Here is a 22,386-nt window from a genome sequence, read left to right as displayed (position 1 = left end):
ATCGCCAGTGGATTATGCAAGCGCGGCCAGCGCCGCCTCGACTTCGGCCGGCGTGCCGACGGCCGATGTGGCGATGTCGCGGTTGATCCGCCGCGCCAGGCCGGAAAGCACCTTGCCGGCGCCGATCTCATAGAGCGTGGCGACGCCATTGGCGCCGAACCACTCCACCGTTTCGCGCCAGCGCACGCGGCCGGTGATCTGCTCGACCAGGCGGCGCGCGATCTCGTCGGGGTCGCTGGTCGGGGCTACAGTGACGTTGGAGACGACGGGCACGACCGGTGCATTCTTGGTCACGCCGGCCAGCGCCTCGCGCATGACATCGGCCGCCGGCGCCATCAGCGCCGAATGGAAGGGTGCGGAGACCTGCAGCATCAGCGCCCGCTTGGCGCCCTTTTCGGTGCACAGTTTCGCGGCGAGTTCCACCGCCGCCCTGGCGCCGGAGATCACCAGCTGGCCGCCGCCATTGTCGTTGGCGATCTGGCAGACCTTGCCGGATCCCGTTGCGGCCTCGGTGCAAGCGGCTTCGACGTCGGGCTGTTCCAGTCCGATGATCGCCGCCATGGCGCCCTCGCCGGCCGGCACCGCCGCCTGCATGGCGTTGCCGCGGATGCGCAGCAGCCGGGCAGCATCGGCGACCGAAACGAAACCGGCCGCGGCAAGGGCGGAATATTCGCCGAGCGAATGACCGGCAACGTAGGCAACCTTGTCCTTCAGCGAAAAGCCGCGCGCTTCCAGCGAGCGGATCGCCGCCAGCGAGACCGCCATCAGCGCCGGCTGGGCATTGGCAGTCAGGGTCAGCGCCTCTTCCGGGCCTTCCCAGATCAGTTTCGACAGCTTTTCGCCCAGCGCATCATCGACTTCCTCGAACACCCTGCGTGCCTCGGGGAAGGCGTCGGCGAGGTCCTTGCCCATGCCGACAGCCTGGCTGCCCTGTCCCGGAAAGGTGAATGCGACGGCCATTTGGGCGCTCTCCAGCGGCTGATTTTTACTGCCTGTGACGCAAGGCGGACCGCCAAGTCAAGCCCGGAGGCGGCATTTCGGCTCTCGCTTGAACCGGAGCTGACCTCGAGTCCCTGTTCCCAAAGGCTTTTTGCCGATCACACCTGATGAAAACCGCTCACGAATCGTTTGCTGGCTCTTCTTATTTTCGCCACAGGCGCTAGCTTTTGCATGACAGTTCTATGACAGAACGGTGGCGCGAGTGGAAATACGCGTTGCTTGGGCCGGGGGAAGAGACGTGGCTAGGATCAGGAAGGGCGCGGCCGTACCCGCGCCACAGTTCTTGGAAGACGATCCGTCCACCGGCTACCTGCCGGGGCGCAGATGGCCGGTCATCCGCTACGGTCTGGTCACGCTGCTTGCCTCCGCCATCCTGGTGTTCGCCATCGAATGGATCGTGCGCGGCGACTTCTTCGGCACGGTCGACTTCTTCCTGCAGCCATTCAAGCCGGGCTGGACCACCATCATTGTCTTTGCATTGGTGCTGATGGGACTGGACGCCGTGCTTGGCCGCAGTCACCAGAGCCTGATGATCGTGGCGCCGCTGACGCTGGCGCTGGCCTTTGTCGGGCATCAGAAGTCGCATTATCTCGGCGATCCGCTCTACCCAACCGATTTTCTTTATTCGCGCCAGATCATGGCACTGATGCCGCTCCTGGTGCGCGAACGGCCTTGGACGGCGCTCGCCATGGCGGTCGGCATCGTCGCCGGCCTGTCGCTGCTGATCTATGGCTGGCGGTTGTGGCGCCGCAAGGTTCCGATCCTCAGCCGCAAAGGGCGGCTGGCGCGGCTGACGCTGGCAGTGCCGCTGCTCGCCTTCTTCGTCTCAATCATGGACTACGCCACCTTCTCGTGGACCCGCGACCGGCTGCAGATCATCCCGATCATGTGGGACCAGAAGGAGAACTACGCCTCCAACGGGTTTGCGCTGGCCTTCGCGCTCAACGTGCCGATGGCGCATGTCTCGGCGCCGGCGGGCTATTCCGACAAGGCGATCGACGCGATCGACAGGCCTGATGTGGCGGCCTCGGTACCGGATGAGAAACCCGACATCATCGTGGTGATGAGCGAATCTTTCTGGGATCCGACCAAGCTGCCCGGCGTCACAATCACGCCTGACCCGATCCCCAATGTGCGGGCGCTGCGTTCCGGCTATATGTTTTCGCCGGAATTCGGCGGCATGACCGCCAACATCGAATTCGAGGCGCTGACCGGCTTTTCCAATGCCTTCCTGCCGGCGGGCTCGATCCCCTACCAGCAATATGTGCGCACACCGACGCCGTCGCTGGCGACCTTCCTGAAAAGCGAGGGATACCGGGCGCGCGCCATCCATCCGGGCACCAACTGGTTCTGGAACAGGGGCGCCGTCTATGCCGATTTCGGCTTCAACGATTTCCGCTCGGAAGAGACGCTGCCGCCACTGGAAAAGCGCGGGCCGCTGGCTTCCGATGCGTCGATGACCGACGAGATCATCGCAGAGGCCGACGCCAGCGAGCGGCCGGTGTTCTTCTTCGCCGTCAGCCTGCAGAACCACGGTCCCTACGAGCCGTACCGCTATTACAATCCGACCCACAAGGTCGCGGCACCGATCAGCACATGGGCGCGGGAATCGCTGCTCAGCTACGCCGAAGGCTCCGCCGATGCCGACCGTGGCCTCGAACGATTGATCGAATGGGCGAAGAAGCGCGAGCGGCCGACGGTCATCGCCTTCTTCGGCGACCATCTGCCGCCGCTCGGCCCCGTCTATGTCGAAACCGGTTACCTGAAGGACAATGTCGCGCCGCGCAAGGAACCGACGCCGGAGGCGGCACTGGAGCATCATCAGACGCCGCTGGTCATCTGGTCTAACCGCACCGGTCCGGCGCAGGATATGGGCGCGGTGAGCCCGGCCTTCCTGCCCTACCACATCCTGACAACGGCCGGGATCACGCACCCCTACTACACCGGCTTCCTGGGCGCGCTGCGCGAACGCTATCGCGTCGTCGACCGCAATCTGCTTTTGACACCGTCAGGTGAGGCCACGCCGGACTGGGCGCGGCAGAAGGACGTTGATCCGGCGATCAACGACTTCCGCCTGCTGCAATACGACATGATGTTCGGCAAGCGTAAGGCGGCTCCGGACTTCTTCCCCGAAACGATCAACGGTGGTACCCCGCATACGAGTTGATGCCTGGTATTTTTCCAACCCTGCGACGCCAGGACGCTGTCCGGAGCATGCGTTACCCTTGCCTTCCAGCCAATTTGCTTTATAGACGCCCGCAATCTGCCGGTCCTTGCTGGGGGCTGAACGGAGGGCCGGAGGTTTTACCCAAAACCTTCGTGTGAAGCCAGAAGCGCTTCCGCCTCCCGTGTCTCCGCTCTCGACCGTCTCGAAATGCTCCTTTCTTCCCCGCCCCCTCGGGATCAGCGGGTCAGAGAAGTTGCAGAGGCTTTTGCCGCGAGGATCCGGGAGAGAAACGAAGAAAGGCACTGAACCACTATGGCTCTATACGAACATGTGTTCCTTGCCCGGCAGGACCTCTCGCAGCAGCAGGTCGATGCGCTTGTCGAACAGTACAAGGGCGTCATCTCCGCAAATGGCGGGTCCGTCGGCCGGGTCGAGAACTGGGGACTGAAGTCCCTCACCTACCGGGTCAACAAGAACCGGAAGGCTTACTACACGCTTATGGACCTCAACTGCCCGCCGGCAGCGCTCAACGAGATGGAGCGCCAGATGGGCCTGTCCGAGGACGTGCTGCGTTTCCTGACCGTCAAGGTCGAGGCGCATGAGGAAGGCCCGTCGGCCATGATGCAGAAGCGCGAAGAGCGCTCGGAACGCGGCGGCTTCGGCGACCGCGACCGTGGTGATCGTGGTCCGCGCTCGTTCGGCGACCGTGATCGCGGCGACCGTGGCGATCGTCCGCCGCGCTCATTTGGCGACGCCGGTGGTGATCGTGGTCCGCGCCGTCCGCGCGAAGGCGTTGAAGGAGGTGCAGAATAATGGTCGACATCAATCAGATCCCGACCCGGCGCCCGTTCCATCGCCGCCGCAAGACCTGCCCGTTCTCCGGCGCCAACGCGCCCAAGATCGACTACAAGGACGTGCGTCTTCTGCAGCGCTACATTTCCGAGCGCGGCAAGATCGTGCCGTCGCGCATCACCGCCGTCAGCCAGAAGAAGCAGCGCGAACTCGCCAAGGCGATCAAGCGCGCCCGCTTCCTCGGCCTGCTGCCCTACGTGGTTCGCTAAGACTTTCGAGCGGGCGGTTCGCCGCCTGCTTCCTTCTCCCACGGCGACGGGCGCCGCAGGGGTAATTTGATGATGCATGTCGTTGTCCCAAAACCGGGACCACTCTTGGCGACGTGCATTGAAATCCCGAGTTGAGGTGAAAAGCCTCTAACTGCCGCGACAGGCAGGACAGCGACACCGGCGCCAAGGCGCTCAGAGCTTCCTGACCTGTTCCATTCAATTCGGCGCCGATCCCGCGGTCGGTGCCCAGACGAAGGAACAAGACCATGCAAGTGATTCTTCTCGAACGCGTTTCCCGCCTCGGCCAGATGGGCGATACCGTCAAGGTCAAGGACGGCTTTGCCCGCAACTTCCTCTTGCCGCAGGGCAAGGCGCTGCGCGCCAACGAAGCCAACAAGAAGAAGTTCGAAGGGCAGCGCGCGCAGCTCGAAGCGCGCAACCTCGAGCGCAAGTCGGAAGCCAGCCAGGTTGCCGAAAAGCTCGACGGCAAGAGCTTCATCGCCGTGCGTTCGGCCGGCGAGACAGGCCAGCTCTACGGTTCGGTGTCGACCCGCGACATCGCCGACCTGCTGACCGCCGAAGGGTTCTCGGTCAACCGCAACCAGATCCAGCTCAACCAGCCGATCAAGACCATCGGCGTCACCAATGTGGCGATTGCGCTGCATCCGGAAGTCGAGGTCACCATCAGCCTCAACATCGCCCGCACGGCCGACGAAGCCGAGCGCCAGGCCAAGGGCGAGACGCTGACCACCGCCGAAGCCATCTATGGCGACGACATCAACGACAACGCACGGCCGGAGAACTTCTTCGACCCGAACACCGAGTTCGAAGGCGGCGAAGAAGACAACGCCTGATCCCGCACGGGGCCTGATCGGGAAGCGAGGGGAGCAGCGCTCCAATCACTTCCTCGTCATCCAGCCTTTCTGGACCAATGCCCGGGCCTCTCGCCCGGGCATTTTTGTGCCAAATGGAACTTTTCGAACCCCTATATATTGTTGCAGAATTGGTCCGCCAGTCTGACCGTGAGGGGACATTTGGTGATGAATATTCTGTTGAAACGCGTTCTCGACCGCCTGGTGCGTACGGGCAATCTGAAAGTCACCGGCCCGAAGGGCTCGACAGTGGTTTTCGGCGACGGCAGCGGCGAGCCGGTGCATATGCACATCAAGACCGCGCATGCCGAGCGCGCCATTACCTTCGATCCGATGCTGGCCGTGCCGGAAGCCTATATGGACGGCGAACTCGACATCATCGAGGGCGGCGTACTGGGTATGATGCGCATCGCCTTCCAGAACATGGGCAGCGGCGGTATCGACGCCACTTGGTCGAAGGCTATCGAGGGCCTTCGCCACGCCTTTCGCCGCCTGCAGCAGATCAACACCGCATCGCGGGCGCGCCGCAACGTGCAGCGCCACTATGATTTGTCGGGTGACCTCTACCGGCTCTTCCTCGACGAGGACATGCAGTATTCCTGCGCCTATTTCGAACAGCCGGACATGACGCTCGACGAGGCGCAGATGGCCAAGAAACGCCATATCGCCGCCAAGCTCAGGCTGAAGGCCGGCCAGACCGTGCTCGATATCGGCTCCGGCTGGGGTGGGCTCGGCCTCTATCTCGCCAAGGCTTTCGATGTCGACGTGCAAGGCGTGACGCTGTCGACCGAGCAGCACGGCGTCGCCACCGACCGGGCGCATGCGCAAGGCTTGCAGGACCGCGTGCATTTCGACCTCAAGGACTACCGCGAACTCAACGAACGCTTCGACCGCATCGTCTCGGTCGGCATGTTCGAGCATGTCGGCGTCAACCACTTCCGCACTTTCTTCGACAAGTCGGCGACGTTGTTGAAGCCCGACGGCGTCATGCTCTTGCACACGATCGGCCGCTCCGGCGTGCCGTGGGCGACCAGCGCCTTCATCCGCAAGTACATTTTTCCGGGCGGCTACATTCCCTCGCTGTCGGAGGTGATGCCGGCGATCGAGAAGTCGGGCCTTGTGGTCACCGACATCGAGATTCTGCGGCTGCACTATGCCGATACGCTGAAGCATTGGGGCCAGCGCTTTGCCGCCAACCGGGACAAGGCCAAGGCCATCTACGACGAGCGCTTCTGCAGGATGTGGGAGTTCTATCTGGCGGCTTCGGAAGCCGCCTTCCGCTGGCAGGATCTGGTGATCTTCCAGATCCAGATCGCCAAGAAGAACGACACGCTGCCGATGACGCGCGACTACATGGCCAAATGTGAAAAGGCGCTCGAAATGCGCGAAATGGGGCATCGTCAGGAGGCGGCGGCCGCCGAGCCTGCTGTCGCCAGGTCTGTGCCTGCCAGGTCCGTTGCTGTCAGGTCCGTTGCGGCCAAGCCAGCGCGCCGTCGCAAGGTGGCGGATCGCGAATAACGCCTCGATTGCGATTGCCGCTTGCCATTGACGGCTCTGACACTGAAAAAGGTCTCGTTCTCGCGAGACCTTTTTAATGACCTGCCTGCCCACCATCGCCACCACCCTTGTCGAGTTCGCCGGCGCCTCGGTGCTCGCGCCACGCGGAGCCTGAGCGTGGAACTCCCCGCCTCGCTGCGACAAGGCGTCGAGCGCCTGCTCGAAACGATACCGCTGGCGGTGCTGCGCCAGGCGGCGAAGACGCTGTCTGACCGCTACCGCGCCGAATTGCGCGACGGCCGCCTGCACATGGCCGAAGAGATGGCGGTAAAAGCCTATCTGGCGACGCGGCTGCCGGCGACCTACGCGGCGGTACGGGCCGGTCTCGACGAACTCGCCTATGCGCGGCCCGATTTCCAGCCAAAGAGCTTGCTCGATGTCGGCGCCGGTCCTGGCACGGTGCTTTGGGCCACTACAGACCTGTGGCCCGACCTCGAAGAGGCGGTTCTGGTTGAAGCAAGCGCCGCGGTGCGCAAGGTTGGCCAGTCGCTCGCCCTTGATACCATCGCCACCAGGATGGACTGGCGCGCCGGCGACGTGACCATCGACCTTGCCGATCTCAAGCCTGCCGACCTCGTCACCTGCGCCTATGTGCTGGACGAGATCGCGCCAGCATCGCTGCCGAAGCTTGTCGGCCGGCTCTGGCATTTGACCGGCGACACACTGCTGATCGTCGAGCCCGGCACACCGGCAGGCTGGCAGCGCATCCTGGCAGTGCGCAGGCAATTGCTGGAGGCCGGGGCGCATGTGCTGGCGCCTTGTCCGCATGAGGCGCCCTGCCCACTTGAGCCGCCCGACTGGTGCCATTTTTCGCGCCGCGTCGCCCGCTCGCGCCTGCATCGCCTGGCCAAAGACGCCGACGTGCCGTGGGAGGACGAGAAATTCATCTACGTCGCGGCGTCGCGGCAACCCGCGCCTGTACATCCGCCCCGCGTGATTGCGCCGCCGAAATCGGGCTCCGGCAAGGTGCTGCTCAAACTGTGCCAGCCGGATGGCGGCGCCGGCGAGACACTTTTCACCAAGCGCGAGGGCGAGCTGTTCAAGGCAGCGCGGCGGCTGGACTGGGGCGATACACTGGACTAGAAGCGGATAATCACCGAGATTGTTCTTGCTCTGTTCCAACGACTCGGATAAAAGTCAGCGCCTTTCTGAGTCAACCGGAATCGGGGCGCGGAAACACTCTTCTGTGGACGGTTTGCCGCCCCTGTGAACAACGGGCATCGAGGTTGATTGGTCGTGCGGTGATGCAGAAAGGTCAGCACCGATTTATCTCGTTCTGATATCGAGAAGCCGGGATCAAAATCGGGGACATCATGGCAGAGGCAGCGCGAAAATTCGGCGTGGCGGAGCAGCAACCGCTTTATCGTGAAGCGCCGAACAACATTGAGGCCGAGCAGGCGCTGCTCGGCGCCATCCTCGTCAACAACGATGCCTTCTACCGCGTCTCCGACTTCCTCAAGGCCGGCCATTTCTACGAGCCGCTGCACCGGAAAATCTTCGAGGTCGCGGCCGAGCTCATCCGCATGGGCAAGGTGGCGACGCCGATCACGCTGAAAACCTTCCTGCCGGCCGACGAGAAGGTCGGCGACATGACGGTGGCGCAATATGTGGTTCGTCTGGCGGTCGAAGCCGTCACCGTCGTCAATGCCACCGATTATGGCCGCGCCATCTACGATCTGGCCACGCGCCGGGCGCTGATCACCGTCGGCGAGGACATGGTCAACATCGCCTATGACGCGCCGGTCGACATGGCGCCGTCCGAACAGATCGAGGATGCCGAGCGGCGGCTGTTCGAACTGGCCGAAACCGGCCGTTACGATGGCGGCTTCGAGAGCTTCACCGACGCGGTCAAGACCGCCGTCGACATGGCCAACGCCGCCTATATGCGCGACGGCCATTTGTCGGGCCTCGCCACCGGCATGCGCGATCTCGACCGCCGCATGGGTGGCCTGCAGGCGTCGGATCTGATCATCATTGCCGGCCGTCCGGGCATGGGCAAGACATCGCTAGCCACCAACATCGCCTTCAACATCGCCGAGATGTATGAGCCGGCGCAACAGGCCGACGGCTCGTTCAAGGCAGCCAATGGCGGCGTCGTCGGCTTCTTCTCACTGGAAATGTCGTCCGAGCAGCTCGCCACCCGCATCATTTCCGAACAGACGGAAATTTCGTCGTCAAAAATCCGCCGCGGCGAGATTTCAGAGATGGATTTCGAAAAGCTGGTCGCCTGCTCGCAGACCATGCAGAAGATCCCGCTGTTCATCGACCAGACCGGCGGTATCTCGATCGCGCAGCTGTCGGCGCGGGCGCGGCGGCTGAAGCGTCAGCGCGGCCTCGACCTCATCGTCATCGACTATATCCAGCTGATGCAGGGGTCGAGCGCGAAATCGTCGCAGAACCGGGTGCAGGAAATCACCGAGATCACCACCGGCCTCAAGGCGCTGGCCAAGGAACTCTCCGTTCCGATCATCGCGCTGTCGCAGCTGTCGCGTCAGGTCGAAAGCCGCGAAGACAAACGCCCGCAGCTGTCCGATCTTCGCGAATCCGGTTCGATCGAGCAGGACGCCGACGTGGTGATGTTCGTCTATCGCGAGGAATATTATCTGAAGAACCGCGAGCCGAAGCCCGGGACCGATGAATACATCAAATGGGAACACGAGATGAACGAGATGCGCGGCAAGGCCGAAGTCATCGTCGCCAAGCAGCGCCATGGCCCGACAGGTTCGGTGAGCCTCGCCTTCCATGGCGAGTTCACACGGTTTTCCGACCTCGCCGAAGAGCATCATATTGCGGAGAGGTTCGAGTAGCTTTTTGGCCTACCGCAGCGCTCCGTCACACCCCCCTCTGGCCTGCCGGCCATCTCCCCCGCAAGGGGGGAGATCAGCAGCTTTGCGGATGGCGCTCATCTTGCGACGTTGGCGATTGGCGAAAGCAGCGACGATAGCCAATCTCCCCCCTTGCGGGGGAGATGTCCGGCAGGACAGAGAGGGGTGTGCAGGATCACCCTCCTTCGGTCATTTGCAGGCAGCATCACTCCATGGCTAAATCGCGCGTCCAGTTCATCTGCCAGAATTGCGGGTCGGTGCATCAGCGCTGGGCCGGTAAATGCGATGCCTGCGGCGAGTGGAACACACTCGTCGAGGAAGGCACCTCGGGCGGCATCGGCTCGGGACCGGCCAACACGCGCAATGCGCGCAAGGGCCGCGCCGTGGTGCTGACCAGCCTGTCCGGTGACATCGAGGACGCGCCGCGCATCATCTCGGGCATTGGCGAACTCGACCGCGCCACCGGCGGCGGCTTCGTGCGCGGCTCGGCGCTGCTGGTCGGCGGCGATCCCGGCATCGGCAAGTCGACGCTGCTTACCCAGGCCGCAGCAGCATTGGCGTCAAAAGGCCACCGCATCGTCTATGTCTCGGGCGAAGAGGCTGTCGCGCAGATCCGGCTGCGGGCGCAGCGGCTTGGCGTCGCCGACACGCCGGTCGAACTTGCCGCCGAGACCAATGTCGAGGATATCCTGGCAACAATAGCCGACGGCAGAAGGCCGGACCTCGTCATCCTCGATTCCATCCAGACGCTGTGGACCGACATGGCCGACTCGGCGCCCGGCACCGTCACCCAGGTGCGCGCCTCGGCGCAAGCGATGATCCGCTACGCCAAATCCACCGGTGCTGCCATCGTGCTGGTCGGCCATGTCACCAAGGAAGGCCAGATCGCCGGTCCGCGCGTCGTCGAGCACATGGTCGACGCCGTTCTCTATTTCGAAGGCGAAGGCGGCCATCACTACCGCATCCTGCGCACGGTGAAGAACCGTTTTGGGCCGACCGACGAGATCGGCGTCTTCGAGATGTCGGACAAGGGCTTGCGCGAGGTCGCCAATCCGTCGGAGCTGTTCCTCGGCGAACGCCACGCAAAATCGCCGGGTGCCGCGGTATTTGCCGGCATGGAAGGGACACGTCCGGTGCTGGTCGAGATCCAGGCACTGGTGGCGCCGTCCACATTGGGCACGCCGCGCCGTGCCGTCGTCGGCTGGGACGGCGCACGGCTGTCGATGATCCTTGCCGTACTCGAAGCCCATTGCGGCGTGCGCTTCGGCACCCACGATGTCTACCTCAACGTCGCCGGCGGCTACCGGATTTCCGAGCCGGCGGCCGATCTGGCGGTTGCCGCTGCACTGGTTTCGTCGCTCACCGGTCTTGCCCTTCCCGCCGATTGCGTCTATTTCGGCGAAATCAGCCTGTCGGGCGCAGTGAGGCCGGTTGCGCATGCGCAGCAGCGCCTTAAAGAGGCCGAAAAGCTGGGTTTTGGAAGTGCGGTTCTGCCCTTGGGCAGCGAGGAGGTTGTCGGGGGGATCGGGGCCGGCGCTTTCCAGCCGACCGAACTTGCCGATCTCGTCGCACGCATAGCCGGCTCACGGCGCAGCCGTGTCGACGTGGAAGATTGACGCGGCTCGCCCGAGCCGTGAAAAGACAATCTGAGTGGGGCGAAAGACATGCCGATTACGCTGCTGGACGGAATTCTCGTCGGCTTCACCCTGGTCTCGGCGATGCTCGCCATGGTTCGCGGCCTGTCACGCGAAATCCTGTCCGTCGTGTCCTGGGCGGCTGCCGCCGCGGCGGCATTCTTCTTCTACAAGCCGGTGCTGCCTTACGTTCAGCCCTATGTCGAAAGCGACAAGATCGCCATGGCGGCATCCGCCGGCATCGTCTTCCTCATCGCGCTGATCGTCGTTTCCGTCATCACCATGAAGCTTGCCGACTGGATCATCGATTCCAGGATCGGCGCGCTCGACCGTACGCTGGGCTTCCTCTATGGCGCCGCGCGCGGCGTCCTCGTAGTCGCCGTGGCGCTGCTGTTCTTCAACTGGCTGGCCGGCGCCAAGGCCCCTGCCTGGATCGCCAACGCCAAGTCGAAGCCGCTGCTCGAGACCATCGGCGCCAAGCTGGAAAGCCTGCTGCCCGAAGATCCGGAAAACGCCATCCTGAAGAAGCTCAATCCGAATCAGCCGGCAGCCGAGACGCCTCCGGCGGCCGATGCACCGGCGGCGGATGCTCCGGCAACCGGTGACGATACGCCGGCGCCCGACGACGAGACCGACGCTCCGGCCGATAACGCACCCGCGCCCGCTGCTCCGGCTGCGCCGGCAAACTGATACGGACGGATGGTGCCGGACAGGCGCCATCCCGGCAGTTCCGGCCTGACTACGTTGCTTTCGCGGCGCTATCGCACTATATGGCCATTTTAGCGGAGCTTGAGCCCCATGGCAGTTTCGAAGGCAGACGCGGACGACGTGCTTTCCGCCGAAGCAGACGATCATTTCCACGACGAATGCGGGGTGTTCGGCATTTTCGGCCGGCAGGACGCTGCGGCCATCGTAACGCTAGGCCTGCATGCGCTGCAGCATCGCGGCCAGGAAGCGGCCGGCATCGTCTCCTATGACGGCACGCAGTTCCATGTCGAACGCCATGTCGGCCTGATCGGCGACACCTTCACCAAGCAGCACGTCATCGACAGCCTGCAAGGCAACCGTGCCATCGGCCACACGCGCTATGCCACGACCGGCGGCGCCGGCATGCGCAACATCCAGCCCTTCTTCGCCGAACTCGCCGATGGCGGCTTTGCCGTCGCCCATAACGGCAATCTCACCAACGCCATGACCGTGCAGCGCGCGCTGCAGAAGCAGGGCGCGATCTTCTCGTCGACCTCCGACACCGAGACGCTGCTGCATCTCGTTGCCACCAGTAAGGAACGCGATTTGAATTCGCGCTTCATCGACGCCGTGCGTCAGGTCGAAGGCGCCTTCTCGCTGGTCGCGATGACCTCCAAGAAGATGATCGGCTGCCGCGATCCGCTCGGCATCCGCCCGCTGGTGCTCGGCGACCTGGACGGCGCCTGGATCCTGGCCTCCGAAACCTGCGCGCTCGACATTATCGGCGCCCGCTTCGTGCGCGACCTGAAGCCCGGCGAAATGGTCGTGGTGACCTCGAAGGGCATCGAGAGCCTGTTCCCCTTCGAGCCGCAGAAGACCCGCTTCTGCATCTTCGAATATGTCTATTTCGCCCGCCCGGACTCCTCGGTCGAAGGCCGCAATGTCTACGAAGTGCGCAAGCGTATCGGCGCCGAATTGGCGCAGGAAAGCCCGGTCGAGGCCGATATCGTCGTGCCGGTGCCGGATTCCGGCACGCCGGCGGCAATCGGCTTCTCCCAGGCGGCAGGCATCCCCTTCGAACTCGGTATCATCCGCAACCACTATGTCGGCCGAACCTTCATCCAGCCCGGCGATTCGATCCGCCATATGGGCGTCAAGCTCAAGCACAACGCCAACCGCCGGATGATCGAGGGCAAGCGCGTGGTGTTGGTCGACGATTCGATCGTGCGCGGCACCACCAGCCAGAAAATCGTGCAGATGGTGCGCGACGCCGGCGCCAAGGAAGTGCATATGCGCATCGCCTCGCCGCCGACCAGCGCGTCGTGCTTCTACGGCGTCGACACGCCGGAGAAGTCGAAGCTTTTGGCATCGCGCATGTCGATCGAGGAAATGGCCGAGTTCATCCGTGTCGATTCGCTCGGCTTCCTCACCATTGACGGGCTCTACCGCGCCGTCGGCGAAGCCAGCCGCGACAATGAGCAGCCGCAATTCTGCGACGCCTGTTTCACCGGCCAGTACCCGACCCGCCTGCTCGACTTCGAAGGTCACGACAATGTGCGCACGCTGTCGCTGCTGGCGAACAACGGGGCGTAAAGCCCAACTGCTATCCTTGAAAGCGCTCGCATGACCCTCGACCTCTCCGGCCGCGTCGCGGTCGTTACCGGCGCCTCGCGCGGCATCGGCTACTTCATCGCCAAGGAACTTGCCGCCGCTGGCGCCCATGTCATTGCGGTAGCCCGGACCGTCGGCGGGCTGGAAGAACTCGACGACCAGATCAAGGCCGAGCGCGCGAAAACCGGCAAGGGCGAAGCGACGTTGGTGCCTCTCGACCTCTCAGACATGGCCGGCATCGACCGGCTGGGCGGCGCCATTCACGAGCGCTGGGGCAAGCTCGACATTCTGGTGGCCAATGCCGGTGTGCTCGGCGTCATCTCGCCGATCGGCCATGTCGAGGCCAAAACCTTCGAGAAGGTTATGACCATCAATGTCACCTCGACCTGGCGGCTGATCCGCTCGGTCGACCCGCTGCTCAGGCTGTCCGACGCCGGCCGCGCCATTCTCATGTCGTCCGGGGCCGCGCATTCGGCGCGCGCCTTCTGGGCGCCCTATGCGGCGTCGAAGGCGGCTGTGGAAGCCATGACGCGTTCCTGGGCGCATGAGACGCAGAGCCTGCCGCTCCGCATCAATGCGGTCGACCCCGGCGCCACCCGCACCGCCATGCGTGCGCAGGCCGCGCCCGGCGAGGATCCGGAAACGCTGCCGCACCCGTCAGAGGTGGCAAAACGCATCGTGCCGCTGGCGAGCCCCGAGATGAAAGAGACGGGGCTGATCTTCCAGGTCAAGAACAACCGCTTCGTCGCCTACCGGCAGCCGGAATAAACCGGGTTGTAGCGGGATTAAACAGGCCTCCAGTTACGTTTCTTCGAATGTAGGACATTCGAAACAGGAGGACCGACATGCGTAGACTTCTTCTCGTTGCCGCCGCCGCGATTGCCGCCACAGCCGGCGTGGCGCTGGCGCAAGACGCAAAGATGAGTTTCTTCGTCACCAGCGTCGGTTCCGGCAAAGGCGCCGATCTCGGCGGTCTCAAGGGTGCCGACGCGCATTGCGCCTCGCTGGCGGAAGCGGCTGGGGTTACCGGCAAGGAATGGCACGCCTATCTCTCGAGCGCCAATGTCGATGCGCGCGACCGTATCGGCAAGGGTCCCTGGGTCAACGCCAAGGGCGAGAAGATTGCCGATGACGTCGCCTCGCTGCACAGCGACGCCAACGCCATCAACAAGCAGACGGCGCTGACCGAGAAGGGCCAAGTGGTCAATGGCCGCGGCGACAAGCCGAACCGGCACGACATATTGACCGGCTCGAAGCCTGACGGCACCAAGCTCGCCGACCAGACCTGCGGCGACTGGACCTTGAGCGGCGCGGAGGGCGCGGCGATGATGGGCCATCACGACCGCACCGGCCTTGATGAGTCGGCGGCGGCGAAATCCTGGAACTCCTCGCATGCCTCGCGCGGCGGCTGCAGCCAGGAGGCGCTGAAAGGCACCGGCGGCGACGGCCTGTTCTACTGCTTTGCGACGAACTGAGAGACGTCTGGGAGCGGTTCGTTCACGGGTCTGTGATGATCCGGCAGGTCCCTCCCCCCTCGCCCTGCTTTCGCCATCAGCCGGGAGTTGCTAGGGTCGACCCGACTCCGACACTCAGCAAAGCGAGGAATTCCCATGGCTGCTCCCAGCGTAGCATTGGTCTGGTACCTGGTGATCGCCGGCCCGCAAGGCGGCATGGTGGTGCTGCCCAGCACCTTCGACACCCGCGAACAGTGCACAAACGCGATTACCGAATATCAGAAGCAGCCGACGCCGGCCGGCTGGGCGGTCAACTGCGTGCCGAGCGCCTCGCCGTTTACCGATGAGGGCGACGCGGAAGAGCCTGCTGCGCAGTAGCGCAATCTCCCCCCTCGAGGGGGAGATGGCCGGCAGGCCAGAGGGGGTCGCCTCGCGTAGAGTGCCAACCTCCTTCCGCACAAAGGGCGTCGCGTCCAGTCGGCCCGACCCCCTCTGTCGCCTTCGGCGACATCTCCCCCTCAAGGGGGGAGATCAGGCGCGCGCACTCACCGTCAGCTCCGGCTTGCTGTTGATGGTCTGGAACACCACGCAATAGCGTTCGGTCAGCTTGATGAGCGAATCGATGCGCGCCTGCGGCTCATCCGTGTCGAGGTTGAAATTCAGCCGGATGGCGCGAAAGCCCACGGGGGCGTCCTTGGCCACGCCCAGCGTGCCGCGAAAGTCGAGATCGCCTTCGGCCTCGACGGTGGCTGCGCCAAGCCTGAATTCCAGCGCCGTCGCCACTGCCTTCAGCGTCACGCCGGCGCACGCCACCAGCGCCTCCAAAAGCATATCGCCCGAACACAATTCGAGCCCGGAACCGCCGGTCGCCGGATGCAGGCCGGCGACCGCCAGCGCCCTGCCCGTCTCGACCTTGCAGGCAATCGACTGGTCGTCGATGGAGCCTTTGGCGCGAAGCGTGATCAGCGCTCGCGAGGAATCGTCGCGATAAGCCTCCTTGATCGGTGCCTGCATGGCCTTGAGTGCGGTGGCGTCCATGTTGCATTCCTTTTCGAGTCCGTCGCGCTTTGATAGCACTGATATGCCGGCGAGACAGCGCCCCCCTCTGCCTGCCGGCCACCTCCCCACAGGGGGGAGATCTGCAGCTTCGCCGATGGCGCTTTCTACGCCGGCGATTAGCGAAGGCGGTCGCGACATCCAATCTCCATCCCTGTGGGGGATGTCCGGCAGGACAGAGGGGGCGTGAAGGAACGCTAGCTCGCGAAGAGTTACTTTGACTTCGACCGCCCGAGCCATACCTAAGCAGAGTCATTCCCGCGGAGGCATCATGCCGTTCAAGCTGAAACTGATCTCGCTTACCCTGTTGGTGCTTGCAGCCTTCGCGCAGCCAGTCGTCGCCGAAACGCCCGAGCGCCCCGCACCGGCAGGCGGCGTGCTGTCGCTGCTGCCGGCACCGCAGACGACCAGCCATTCAATCACCATTGCCGGGCGCAAGCTGGACTATCAGGCTAAGGCCGGCACGCTGTCACTGCTATCAGGCAAGGGCGAGGTCACCGCGGAAATCTTCTATGTCGCCTATACGCTGCCGCCACTGGCGGGCGCGGAGAAGGCTCGCCCCATCACCTTCGTCTTCAATGGCGGCCCGGGCGCGGCATCCGCCTATCTGCATCTCGGCGCACTCGGCCCGCGTGTCGTCGCGACCGGCGCCGATGGCCAATTCCTGCCGCCGCCGCAAAAGCTGATCGACAATCCCGACAGCTGGCTCGACATGACCGACCTCGTCTTCGTCGATCCGGTCGGCACCGGCTACAGCCGCGAGGCCCCCGGCCAGGACACAAAAGATTTTTGGGGCGTCAGCCAGGACGCCAGTTCGATCGGCGCTTTCATCCGGCTCTATCTCGCCCAGAACGGCCGCACCGGATCGCCGCTCTTCCTTGCCGGCGAAAGCTATGGCGGGTTCCGCGCGGCACTTCTCGCCAGGACCCTGCAGGAAGATGTCGGCCTGAGCCCCAACGGCATCGTGCTGATCTCGCCTGCACTGGAGTTCACGCTGGTGCTGCCCGACGAATTCCAGCCACTGCATTGGGCGCTGGAACTGCCCTCGCTGGCGGCGGTGCGCCTGCGCAGCGAAGGCCTCAGCGGCGAGGCGCTGCGCGAAAAGCTCGCCGAGGTCGAACACTATGCTATGGGTGACTACCTCACCGCTCTGGCCGGCGGGCTGGAACAGGGTGGGCGGCTGGCCAGCCAGCGCGTGGCCGAGATCACCGGCCTGCCGCTCGACCTCGTGCAACGCAATTTCGCCCGCATCCCGACCGCCCTGTTCGCGCGCGAATTCCAGCGCCCCAGTGGCAAAGTGCTCAGCCCGTATGACGGCACCATCGCCACCAGCGACATCGCCCCGGAGAGCGCCCGCAGCGCCGGCCCAGATCCGGTGCTCGACCGCAGCGTGCCGGCGCTGACCTCGGCCTTTGTCGGTTATGCGCGCGACGAGCTGAATTTTCGCACCGATGTCAGCTACAGGTTGCTCAATGGCGATGTGACCCACGCCTGGGACTATGGCGGCTCGCGGCAAGGCTATGCCGGGGTGATGGACGATCTGCAGCGGGCGCGCTCGCTCAACCCGGGGCTCGGCGTGGTGATCGTCAACGGCGACACCGATCTGGTCACTCCCTATCTGGCCTCACGCTATCTGGTGAGCCAAATCCCGACGCTCGGCGGGGCAAAACCCATCCGTCTCGACGTCATCGAGGGCGGCCACATGATGTATCTCAGGCCGGGCGGCCGGCGCGCCCTGAAGGAGGCCGCTTCGGAGCTCTACCAGGCAACACAGTGAACGGCGTGCCCACGCTGTCGGCCAGGCTGCGCCAACGCAAGCTTGCCACTGGCGTAGCGCCCCGCAGGCTTTCGCCCGTGTAGCCTGCAATGGGAGCCTGATTGGGGCAGGCTTCTTCTTCGTCCTCTTGACAGCGCCGGACACGCCGCATGGCCGATATTGCCATTCTGGAAACCCGCGAAAGGGTGCTTGCCGGCATCCTGTTCACCGGCTGCGCCTATTTCCTGTTTTCGACGCAGGACGCCGCGATCAAGCTTCTGGTCGTCGGCATCAGCGTCTGGCAGATCATGTTCTTCCGCTCGATCGCTGTGCTTATCGGCTGTGCTGCAATCGGCGGACCGCCCATCTTTGCCGACACAATGCGCTCGCCCATCGTGCGGCCGATGCTGGTGCGCAGCGCCTTCACGCTCGGCGCCTGGCTCTGCTACTACAACGCGGCCCGCTCCCTGCAGCTGGCCGAACTCACCACCATCTATTACGCCGCCCCGATCATCGTCACCGTGCTGTCGGTGGTGATGCTTGGCGAAAAGGTGCCGCTGTTGCGCTGGCTGGCGGTGTTCATCGGCTTCGTCGGCGTCTTCATCGCCTGTGATCCCACTCGTCTCGGCTTGTCCGTGCCGATGCTCTTGGTACTGGCTGCGGCAGTGCTGTGGGGCATTGCCGTGGTGCTGTTGCGCAAGACGGCGCTGGCCGAGCGCACGCTGATCCAGCTTGTGCTCAACAATTTCTACTTCCTGGTGTTTTCCACGGTGCCGGCGCTGTTGGTCTGGCAGATGCCGGACTGGCGCCAGTTGCTGCTTTTGATCAGCGTCGGCGCGCTCGGCGGCGTGGCGCAATTTATGCTGTTCGAAGGCATGAAGCGGGCGCCGGTGTCGATCGTGGCGCCGTTCGAATACACCTCATTGGTCTGGGCCTTCGGGCTCGGCTTTGCGATCTGGGGCGACGTGCCGCGTCGCGAGGTGTTTCTGGGGGCGGCGTTGATCGTCGGCGCCGGCCTGCTGATCATCGGCAACGAGCATTTCCGCAAGCGGCTATGAGTACCCCGTGCTGACAGCATGGTGGCAGGAGAAGACGGATAGGCTGCTGAGATGACGGAAGCGCTCGACGGCCCAGGCACCACAGATACCGCTGCCGAGCGTACGCTCGGCATCATGCTGGTGGCGGCCTCGGCGGCTTTCTTCGCCCTGACCGGCGTGCTGACCAAATCGATCCACGCCGACCCGCTGACCATCACTTGCTGGCGCGGCTTTGTCGGCGCGATCCTGATCACCTTCTATGTGCTGTGGCGCCGGCGCCGCTCCGGCGGGCGGGAAAGCTTGCGGCTTGGCTGGCGCGGCTGGTTGCTGGCCCTCGAGGGCGCCGCGGCCAGCATCGCCTTCATCTCGGCGTTCAAATTCACCTATGTCGCCAATGTCGCGGTCATCTACGCCACCGCGCCCTTCATCACCGCGCTGCTCGCCTTCGTGCTGGTGCGCGAGCCGTTCCGGGCGCAGACGCTTGCCGCCGCCGCCGTTTCGCTGTGCGGCGTGGCGATGATGGTCGGCTCCGGCTTCGGCAGCGGTCATCTGTTTGGCGATGGGCTCGCGCTGCTGATGACCGCCGGCAGCGCGCTCTACATGATCATGGTGCGCGCCTTCCGCGACACGCCGGTGGTGTGGGCGGGCGCAGTCTCGGCGCTTCTGCTGTTCGTGCTCGGCTGGTTCGTCACCGACCCCCTGGCGATTTCTGCTCGCGACGCCGTGCTGCTCGTCGCCTTCGGAGGATCGTTTGCGGCGGCGTCGATCCTGTGGACGGAAGGCTCGCGGCTGATCCCTGCGCCCGAGTCCGGCCTTCTCGGTGCCGCCGAAGTGCCGTTTGCGATCCTGTTCGCCTTCCTGTTCCTCGGCGAGATCGCGCCGGCCGCCAGCCTGATCGGCGGCGCCATAGTACTGTGCGCGGTTTTCGCCCATGCGGGGCGCGACTGGCTGGCCGCGAGAAAAAGTGCGGCAACCCAATAATTATTTTCCAAGTCATGGAACCATCATGCGGATCAGGCAGTTTTATGGTGCGACGGGTCACCCCCCAAGTCCCCCCAAACCCCTCGACCCGTCCTCCTCAAAGCCGACCGTAAAGGTCGGCTTTTTCTTTGGACATCAGCCGGCAAAGCCGGGCAAGGCGAGGTTGTCGCTGAGCAGGATGGCAAGATCGCGCGCCGGCCGCTCGGCGCCCTGGCCGAGTTTTATCGCGAATTGCGCTGTCGGCACCGGCGGCAGGGCGAATTCGCGCGGTGCTTCGGCAATGCCTGAATGGGCAAAGCGGGCGGTGCGCAAGGTCAGCGCGATGCCGGCATTGACCGCCGTGCGCAAGCCGGCAAGGCTGGCGCTGCCGGCGGCAATGCGGTAGCGGCGGCCGGCAGCATCGAGGGCCGCGAGTGCTGCTTCGCGAAAGCCGCAATAGGGGTCGAGCAGCGCCAGCGGCAATTCCTCTTCCCGCACGGCAAGCCCTTTTTGCGAGCACAGCCACAGCATCGGCTCACTGAACAGCCCGACTTCGTCATTGGCCGGCGTCTTGCGCATGACAATGGCCAGATCGAGCTGCCCGGCCTGCAGCGCCTCGCCAAGCTCGGCCGAACGGCCAACGCGGAGTTCGACCCTGACGCGCGGATGGCTGGTCGCGAAGGCGCGCAGCAGCTCCGGCAGGCCGCTATCGGCGAAATCCTGTGTCGTGCCGATGGCGACGCGACCAGCGGCACGCGCGCCCTTGAGCGCCAGCCAGGCCTCGCTGTGCACGGCAAGAATGCGGCGGGCATGACCGACAAGATCCTCGCCGGCCGGCGTCAGCCCGCGCCCGCGCCCCTGCGCCACCAGCAGCGGTTCGCCGACGATCTCCTCCAGACGCTGCATCTGCGCGGTCACCGCCGAGGGCGAGCGGCCGACAGCAGACGCAGCCTGAGCCAGCGAGCCGCCATCGACAAAGGCAAGGAAGGTTTTGAGCAGATCGGGATCGAGCGCTTGCATAATTCGATAATACAGAACCTTTTGTTCGAAACAATTCGATTTTTTTGATTCCAAGATGATGGCATTGTCTCTCCAACGGCAAACAGACGCCGCTCAAACGAAGGAGAGAAAAATGCCCATCATCAACATCAGCGTCACCGGTAAGCCCGACGCCAAGCTGTCCGCCACAATCGCCAAGGAAATCACCGGCCTGACCGCAACCCATCTGCGCAAGGACCCGACGATCACCGCCGTCGCTGTCACCTATATCGACCCGCAGCACTGGTTCGCCGGCGGCAAGTCGCTGGCAGAGCATGGCGCCAATACTTTCTGGCTCGACATCAAGGTGGTCGACGGCACCAACACCAAGCTGGAGCTGGAAGCCTATCTGAAGGCGATCTTTGAGGCCTTCGGTAAGTTGCTCGGTGGCGTGCATGAGGAGAGCTATGCCTTCGTGCACGAGGTTCCGGCCGCAGCTTATGGCTATGGCGGCAAGAGCCAGGAGTTCCGGTTCATCAGTGGGCGGCTGAAGGCCACGGCCTGATTGCTACCCAGCGGGAGGATGAAGCCTTGTATCAAGCGCGAAATCCTCCCGGAGATGCAAGCTATAAAGGCCTGCCGCCCGGTTGGGATCGAACACCAGGTTCCAGCTGTGCTGGGATACCGCGCTGGGGATCAGAAAGAACGGATGCTTTGCCAGCAGACCATCGCCGAACTGCTGCTGTCCCGCGCCCGGGATGCCGGGACGCAGCCAGTTCGCGTTCGGAATATCGTCGGTTTGGACCACATAAATCTCTGATGGATCGACGATGTCGAATGCCGTCAGCACGTGAGGGACAGTATCCAGCGTGCGAAACCCCTTGTGGACCGCCACCTCCAAGATGGCGGTCGATGGGTCGATGGACGCATATACGGCTCTGATCCCTTTGCTGTTCCACCTTCCCCCAAGCTTGAAGGCTCCTTCGCCACTGTCCCAGCTCGCCTTGAAGCGTCTGTGATCAAGCCTCCAGCCCAACAACTGCCCTGTTCCGAGGGAGCCCGGCAAAGGCGTCACGCGTAGATACCATAGTCGAGCCGCTCAAGAAACTCCTGCACAAGCGCAGTGCCCGCCGCCGTGGCCAGCAGATCGATCGGCCGGCGATTGTCCAAACCCATGGCAGACTCGATCATCCATTTTTCCGCGTCTTCCTGAGTCCCGAGCACGGACGTGGCCTTTGTCAGGAGCTTGGCGAAGTTCCAGGTTCTGGAACCTTGCTCCCGACTGAGGGTCTTGGAGTGATCCGATTTGTGCCGCTGAAATGTCCGCTCGCTCATGCCGAATGCGGTCTCAAACGCATCGGCGGGATCAATGACCATCAGATGCCTGACGAGGCTTTCGAGCGCCTGGCCCGGAATTCCATGCAGGATCATTTCATGTGCCTCAAGAGGACTGGCTACCGAGAATCCAAGAACCTTCCGTCCACCAAACAGGTCGACCATTCGTTCGAACTCCGGCTCCATATGTGGTGCCTCGGCAAAACCCAGCGGGGAACTGGCCATATTACCTCTCCGTCACGTGTCGCTTTATTTACGACACGTGTCGCAACATTTCAAGGCCTGCGTTTGGGTCATTGCCTGGTGAGGTCAGGTGGAACACCGCTCCCTCGCACCCGCGCATTGACCTTGCTCCCCATTGCGCTACCCTCTGCTCTCGAAGCGGACGAAGAGCCGC

The 22,386-nt window shown here is 63.9% G+C and carries 22 protein-coding genes; 17 read left to right on the top strand and 5 right to left on the bottom strand.

Going from position 1 to position 22,386, the window contains the following annotated elements; all coding sequences use genetic code 11:
- Positions 1–12: 12 nt before the first annotated feature.
- Complete coding sequence (gene fabD, locus NKK50_RS20770; RefSeq protein ID WP_352543814.1) at positions 13–960, bottom strand: ACP S-malonyltransferase; 948 nt, start codon at positions 958–960, stop codon at positions 13–15.
- 277 nt (positions 961–1,237) lie between these two features.
- Here fabD and NKK50_RS20765 point away from each other — a divergent pair, with 277 nt between their 5' ends.
- From NKK50_RS20765 to NKK50_RS20705, 13 genes are all read left to right on the top strand, one after another.
- Entirely contained in the window at positions 1,238–3,166 is a 1,929-nt protein-coding gene (locus NKK50_RS20765) for an LTA synthase family protein (RefSeq protein WP_352543813.1), read from the top strand.
- Between the two features lie 312 nt (positions 3,167–3,478).
- Entirely contained in the window at positions 3,479–3,979 is a 501-nt protein-coding gene (rpsF, locus tag NKK50_RS20760; protein ID WP_023672722.1) for a 30S ribosomal protein S6, read from the top strand.
- Entirely contained in the window at positions 3,979–4,227 is a 249-nt protein-coding gene (gene rpsR, locus NKK50_RS20755; RefSeq protein WP_006203718.1) for a 30S ribosomal protein S18, read from the top strand. Before rpsF ends, rpsR begins: the two co-directional genes overlap by 1 nt.
- Positions 4,228–4,493: 266 nt before the next feature.
- Positions 4,494–5,081 (top strand): 50S ribosomal protein L9, encoded by a 588-nt coding sequence (gene rplI / locus NKK50_RS20750; protein WP_023672721.1) that lies wholly within the window; start codon positions 4,494–4,496, stop codon positions 5,079–5,081.
- A gap of 186 nt (positions 5,082–5,267) precedes the next feature.
- Positions 5,268–6,617: a cyclopropane fatty acid synthase gene (locus NKK50_RS20745; protein WP_352543812.1), complete on the top strand. Its 1,350-nt coding sequence runs from the start codon at positions 5,268–5,270 to the stop codon at positions 6,615–6,617.
- Between the two features lie 156 nt (positions 6,618–6,773).
- Positions 6,774–7,739: a small ribosomal subunit Rsm22 family protein gene (locus NKK50_RS20740; RefSeq protein WP_352543811.1), complete on the top strand. Its 966-nt coding sequence runs from the start codon at positions 6,774–6,776 to the stop codon at positions 7,737–7,739.
- A gap of 230 nt (positions 7,740–7,969) precedes the next feature.
- Positions 7,970–9,463: a replicative DNA helicase gene (locus NKK50_RS20735; RefSeq protein WP_023672717.1), complete on the top strand. Its 1,494-nt coding sequence runs from the start codon at positions 7,970–7,972 to the stop codon at positions 9,461–9,463.
- 230 nt (positions 9,464–9,693) lie between these two features.
- Entirely contained in the window at positions 9,694–11,097 is a 1,404-nt protein-coding gene (gene radA / locus NKK50_RS20730; protein ID WP_023672716.1) for a DNA repair protein RadA, read from the top strand.
- 48 nt (positions 11,098–11,145) lie between these two features.
- Positions 11,146–11,805, top strand: coding sequence for a CvpA family protein (locus tag NKK50_RS20725; protein WP_023738600.1), 660 nt, complete (start codon positions 11,146–11,148; stop codon positions 11,803–11,805).
- Positions 11,806–11,913: 108 nt separating this feature from the next.
- On the top strand, positions 11,914–13,395 hold the full coding sequence (purF, locus tag NKK50_RS20720; RefSeq protein ID WP_023672714.1) for an amidophosphoribosyltransferase: 1,482 nt from the start codon (positions 11,914–11,916) through the stop codon (positions 13,393–13,395).
- 30 nt (positions 13,396–13,425) lie between these two features.
- Positions 13,426–14,181, top strand: coding sequence for an SDR family NAD(P)-dependent oxidoreductase (locus tag NKK50_RS20715; protein ID WP_023672713.1), 756 nt, complete (start codon positions 13,426–13,428; stop codon positions 14,179–14,181).
- Between the two features lie 77 nt (positions 14,182–14,258).
- The gene (locus NKK50_RS20710) at positions 14,259–14,888 is read left to right on the top strand and encodes a hypothetical protein (protein WP_023672712.1); all 630 of its coding nucleotides are present in this window, start codon (positions 14,259–14,261) and stop codon (positions 14,886–14,888) included.
- Between the two features lie 135 nt (positions 14,889–15,023).
- A complete protein-coding gene (locus NKK50_RS20705; RefSeq protein ID WP_023689120.1) occupies positions 15,024–15,245 on the top strand; it encodes a hypothetical protein in 222 nt (73 codons plus the stop codon).
- A 153-nt stretch (positions 15,246–15,398) separates the two neighbouring features.
- On the opposite strand, the gene NKK50_RS20700 is transcribed toward NKK50_RS20705, so the two are convergent.
- Positions 15,399–15,905, bottom strand: coding sequence for an OsmC family protein (locus tag NKK50_RS20700; RefSeq protein WP_023672710.1), 507 nt, complete (start codon positions 15,903–15,905; stop codon positions 15,399–15,401).
- A gap of 289 nt (positions 15,906–16,194) precedes the next feature.
- On the opposite strand from NKK50_RS20700, the gene NKK50_RS20695 reads away from it, so the two are divergent.
- The 3 genes from NKK50_RS20695 to NKK50_RS20685 all read left to right on the top strand — a co-directional run bounded on the left by NKK50_RS20695 (position 16,195) and on the right by NKK50_RS20685 (position 19,697).
- Positions 16,195–17,700, top strand: a complete 1,506-nt coding sequence (locus tag NKK50_RS20695) for a S10 family peptidase (RefSeq protein WP_023752519.1) — start codon at positions 16,195–16,197, stop codon at positions 17,698–17,700.
- Positions 17,701–17,849: 149 nt separating this feature from the next.
- The gene (locus NKK50_RS20690) at positions 17,850–18,737 is read left to right on the top strand and encodes a DMT family transporter (protein ID WP_023689123.1); all 888 of its coding nucleotides are present in this window, start codon (positions 17,850–17,852) and stop codon (positions 18,735–18,737) included.
- A gap of 51 nt (positions 18,738–18,788) precedes the next feature.
- Positions 18,789–19,697: a DMT family transporter gene (locus NKK50_RS20685; RefSeq protein ID WP_023689124.1), complete on the top strand. Its 909-nt coding sequence runs from the start codon at positions 18,789–18,791 to the stop codon at positions 19,695–19,697.
- 135 nt (positions 19,698–19,832) lie between these two features.
- Here NKK50_RS20685 and NKK50_RS20680 read toward each other — a convergent pair whose 3' ends face one another.
- Positions 19,833–20,696: a LysR substrate-binding domain-containing protein gene (locus NKK50_RS20680; RefSeq protein WP_023727359.1), complete on the bottom strand. Its 864-nt coding sequence runs from the start codon at positions 20,694–20,696 to the stop codon at positions 19,833–19,835.
- 112 nt (positions 20,697–20,808) lie between these two features.
- Here NKK50_RS20680 and NKK50_RS20675 point away from each other — a divergent pair, with 112 nt between their 5' ends.
- Entirely contained in the window at positions 20,809–21,219 is a 411-nt protein-coding gene (locus tag NKK50_RS20675; RefSeq protein WP_023693979.1) for a tautomerase family protein, read from the top strand.
- Between the two features lie 3 nt (positions 21,220–21,222).
- On the opposite strand, the gene NKK50_RS20670 is transcribed toward NKK50_RS20675, so the two are convergent.
- Positions 21,223–21,729, bottom strand: a complete 507-nt coding sequence (locus tag NKK50_RS20670) for an RES family NAD+ phosphorylase (RefSeq protein WP_023689127.1) — start codon at positions 21,727–21,729, stop codon at positions 21,223–21,225.
- Positions 21,726–22,214 carry an Xre family toxin-antitoxin system antitoxin gene (locus tag NKK50_RS20665; protein WP_023695606.1) on the bottom strand — a complete coding sequence of 163 codons (489 nt, stop codon included), beginning with the start codon at positions 22,212–22,214 and terminating at the stop codon, positions 21,726–21,728. The genes NKK50_RS20670 and NKK50_RS20665 overlap by 4 nt, the downstream gene beginning before the upstream one ends.
- Between the last annotated feature and the right edge of the window lie 172 nt (positions 22,215–22,386).

Source organism: Mesorhizobium sp. M0001, assembly GCF_040324255.1.
Lineage (GTDB): Bacteria > Pseudomonadota > Alphaproteobacteria > Rhizobiales > Rhizobiaceae > Mesorhizobium.
The sequence above is the reverse complement of the archived record's forward strand: the minus strand, read 5'-3'. Positions and strand labels throughout refer to the sequence as shown.

Coding starts and splice junctions, on each gene's coding strand:
- fabD (WP_352543814.1), bottom strand. CDS start 960: ATGGCCGTCGCATTCACCTTTCCGGGACAGGGCAGCCAGGCTGTCGGC.
- rpsF (WP_023672722.1), top strand. CDS start 3,479: ATGGCTCTATACGAACATGTGTTCCTTGCCCGGCAGGACCTCTCGCAG.
- rpsR (WP_006203718.1), top strand. CDS start 3,979: ATGGTCGACATCAATCAGATCCCGACCCGGCGCCCGTTCCATCGCCGC.
- rplI (WP_023672721.1), top strand. CDS start 4,494: ATGCAAGTGATTCTTCTCGAACGCGTTTCCCGCCTCGGCCAGATGGGC.
- NKK50_RS20745 (WP_352543812.1), top strand. CDS start 5,268: ATGAATATTCTGTTGAAACGCGTTCTCGACCGCCTGGTGCGTACGGGC.
- NKK50_RS20735 (WP_023672717.1), top strand. CDS start 7,970: ATGGCAGAGGCAGCGCGAAAATTCGGCGTGGCGGAGCAGCAACCGCTT.
- radA (WP_023672716.1), top strand. CDS start 9,694: ATGGCTAAATCGCGCGTCCAGTTCATCTGCCAGAATTGCGGGTCGGTG.
- NKK50_RS20725 (WP_023738600.1), top strand. CDS start 11,146: ATGCCGATTACGCTGCTGGACGGAATTCTCGTCGGCTTCACCCTGGTC.
- purF (WP_023672714.1), top strand. CDS start 11,914: ATGGCAGTTTCGAAGGCAGACGCGGACGACGTGCTTTCCGCCGAAGCA.
- NKK50_RS20715 (WP_023672713.1), top strand. CDS start 13,426: ATGACCCTCGACCTCTCCGGCCGCGTCGCGGTCGTTACCGGCGCCTCG.
- NKK50_RS20710 (WP_023672712.1), top strand. CDS start 14,259: ATGCGTAGACTTCTTCTCGTTGCCGCCGCCGCGATTGCCGCCACAGCC.
- NKK50_RS20705 (WP_023689120.1), top strand. CDS start 15,024: ATGGCTGCTCCCAGCGTAGCATTGGTCTGGTACCTGGTGATCGCCGGC.
- NKK50_RS20700 (WP_023672710.1), bottom strand. CDS start 15,905: ATGGACGCCACCGCACTCAAGGCCATGCAGGCACCGATCAAGGAGGCT.
- NKK50_RS20695 (WP_023752519.1), top strand. CDS start 16,195: ATGCCGTTCAAGCTGAAACTGATCTCGCTTACCCTGTTGGTGCTTGCA.
- NKK50_RS20690 (WP_023689123.1), top strand. CDS start 17,850: ATGGCCGATATTGCCATTCTGGAAACCCGCGAAAGGGTGCTTGCCGGC.
- NKK50_RS20685 (WP_023689124.1), top strand. CDS start 18,789: ATGACGGAAGCGCTCGACGGCCCAGGCACCACAGATACCGCTGCCGAG.
- NKK50_RS20680 (WP_023727359.1), bottom strand. CDS start 20,696: ATGCAAGCGCTCGATCCCGATCTGCTCAAAACCTTCCTTGCCTTTGTC.
- NKK50_RS20675 (WP_023693979.1), top strand. CDS start 20,809: ATGCCCATCATCAACATCAGCGTCACCGGTAAGCCCGACGCCAAGCTG.
- NKK50_RS20665 (WP_023695606.1), bottom strand. CDS start 22,214: ATGGCCAGTTCCCCGCTGGGTTTTGCCGAGGCACCACATATGGAGCCG.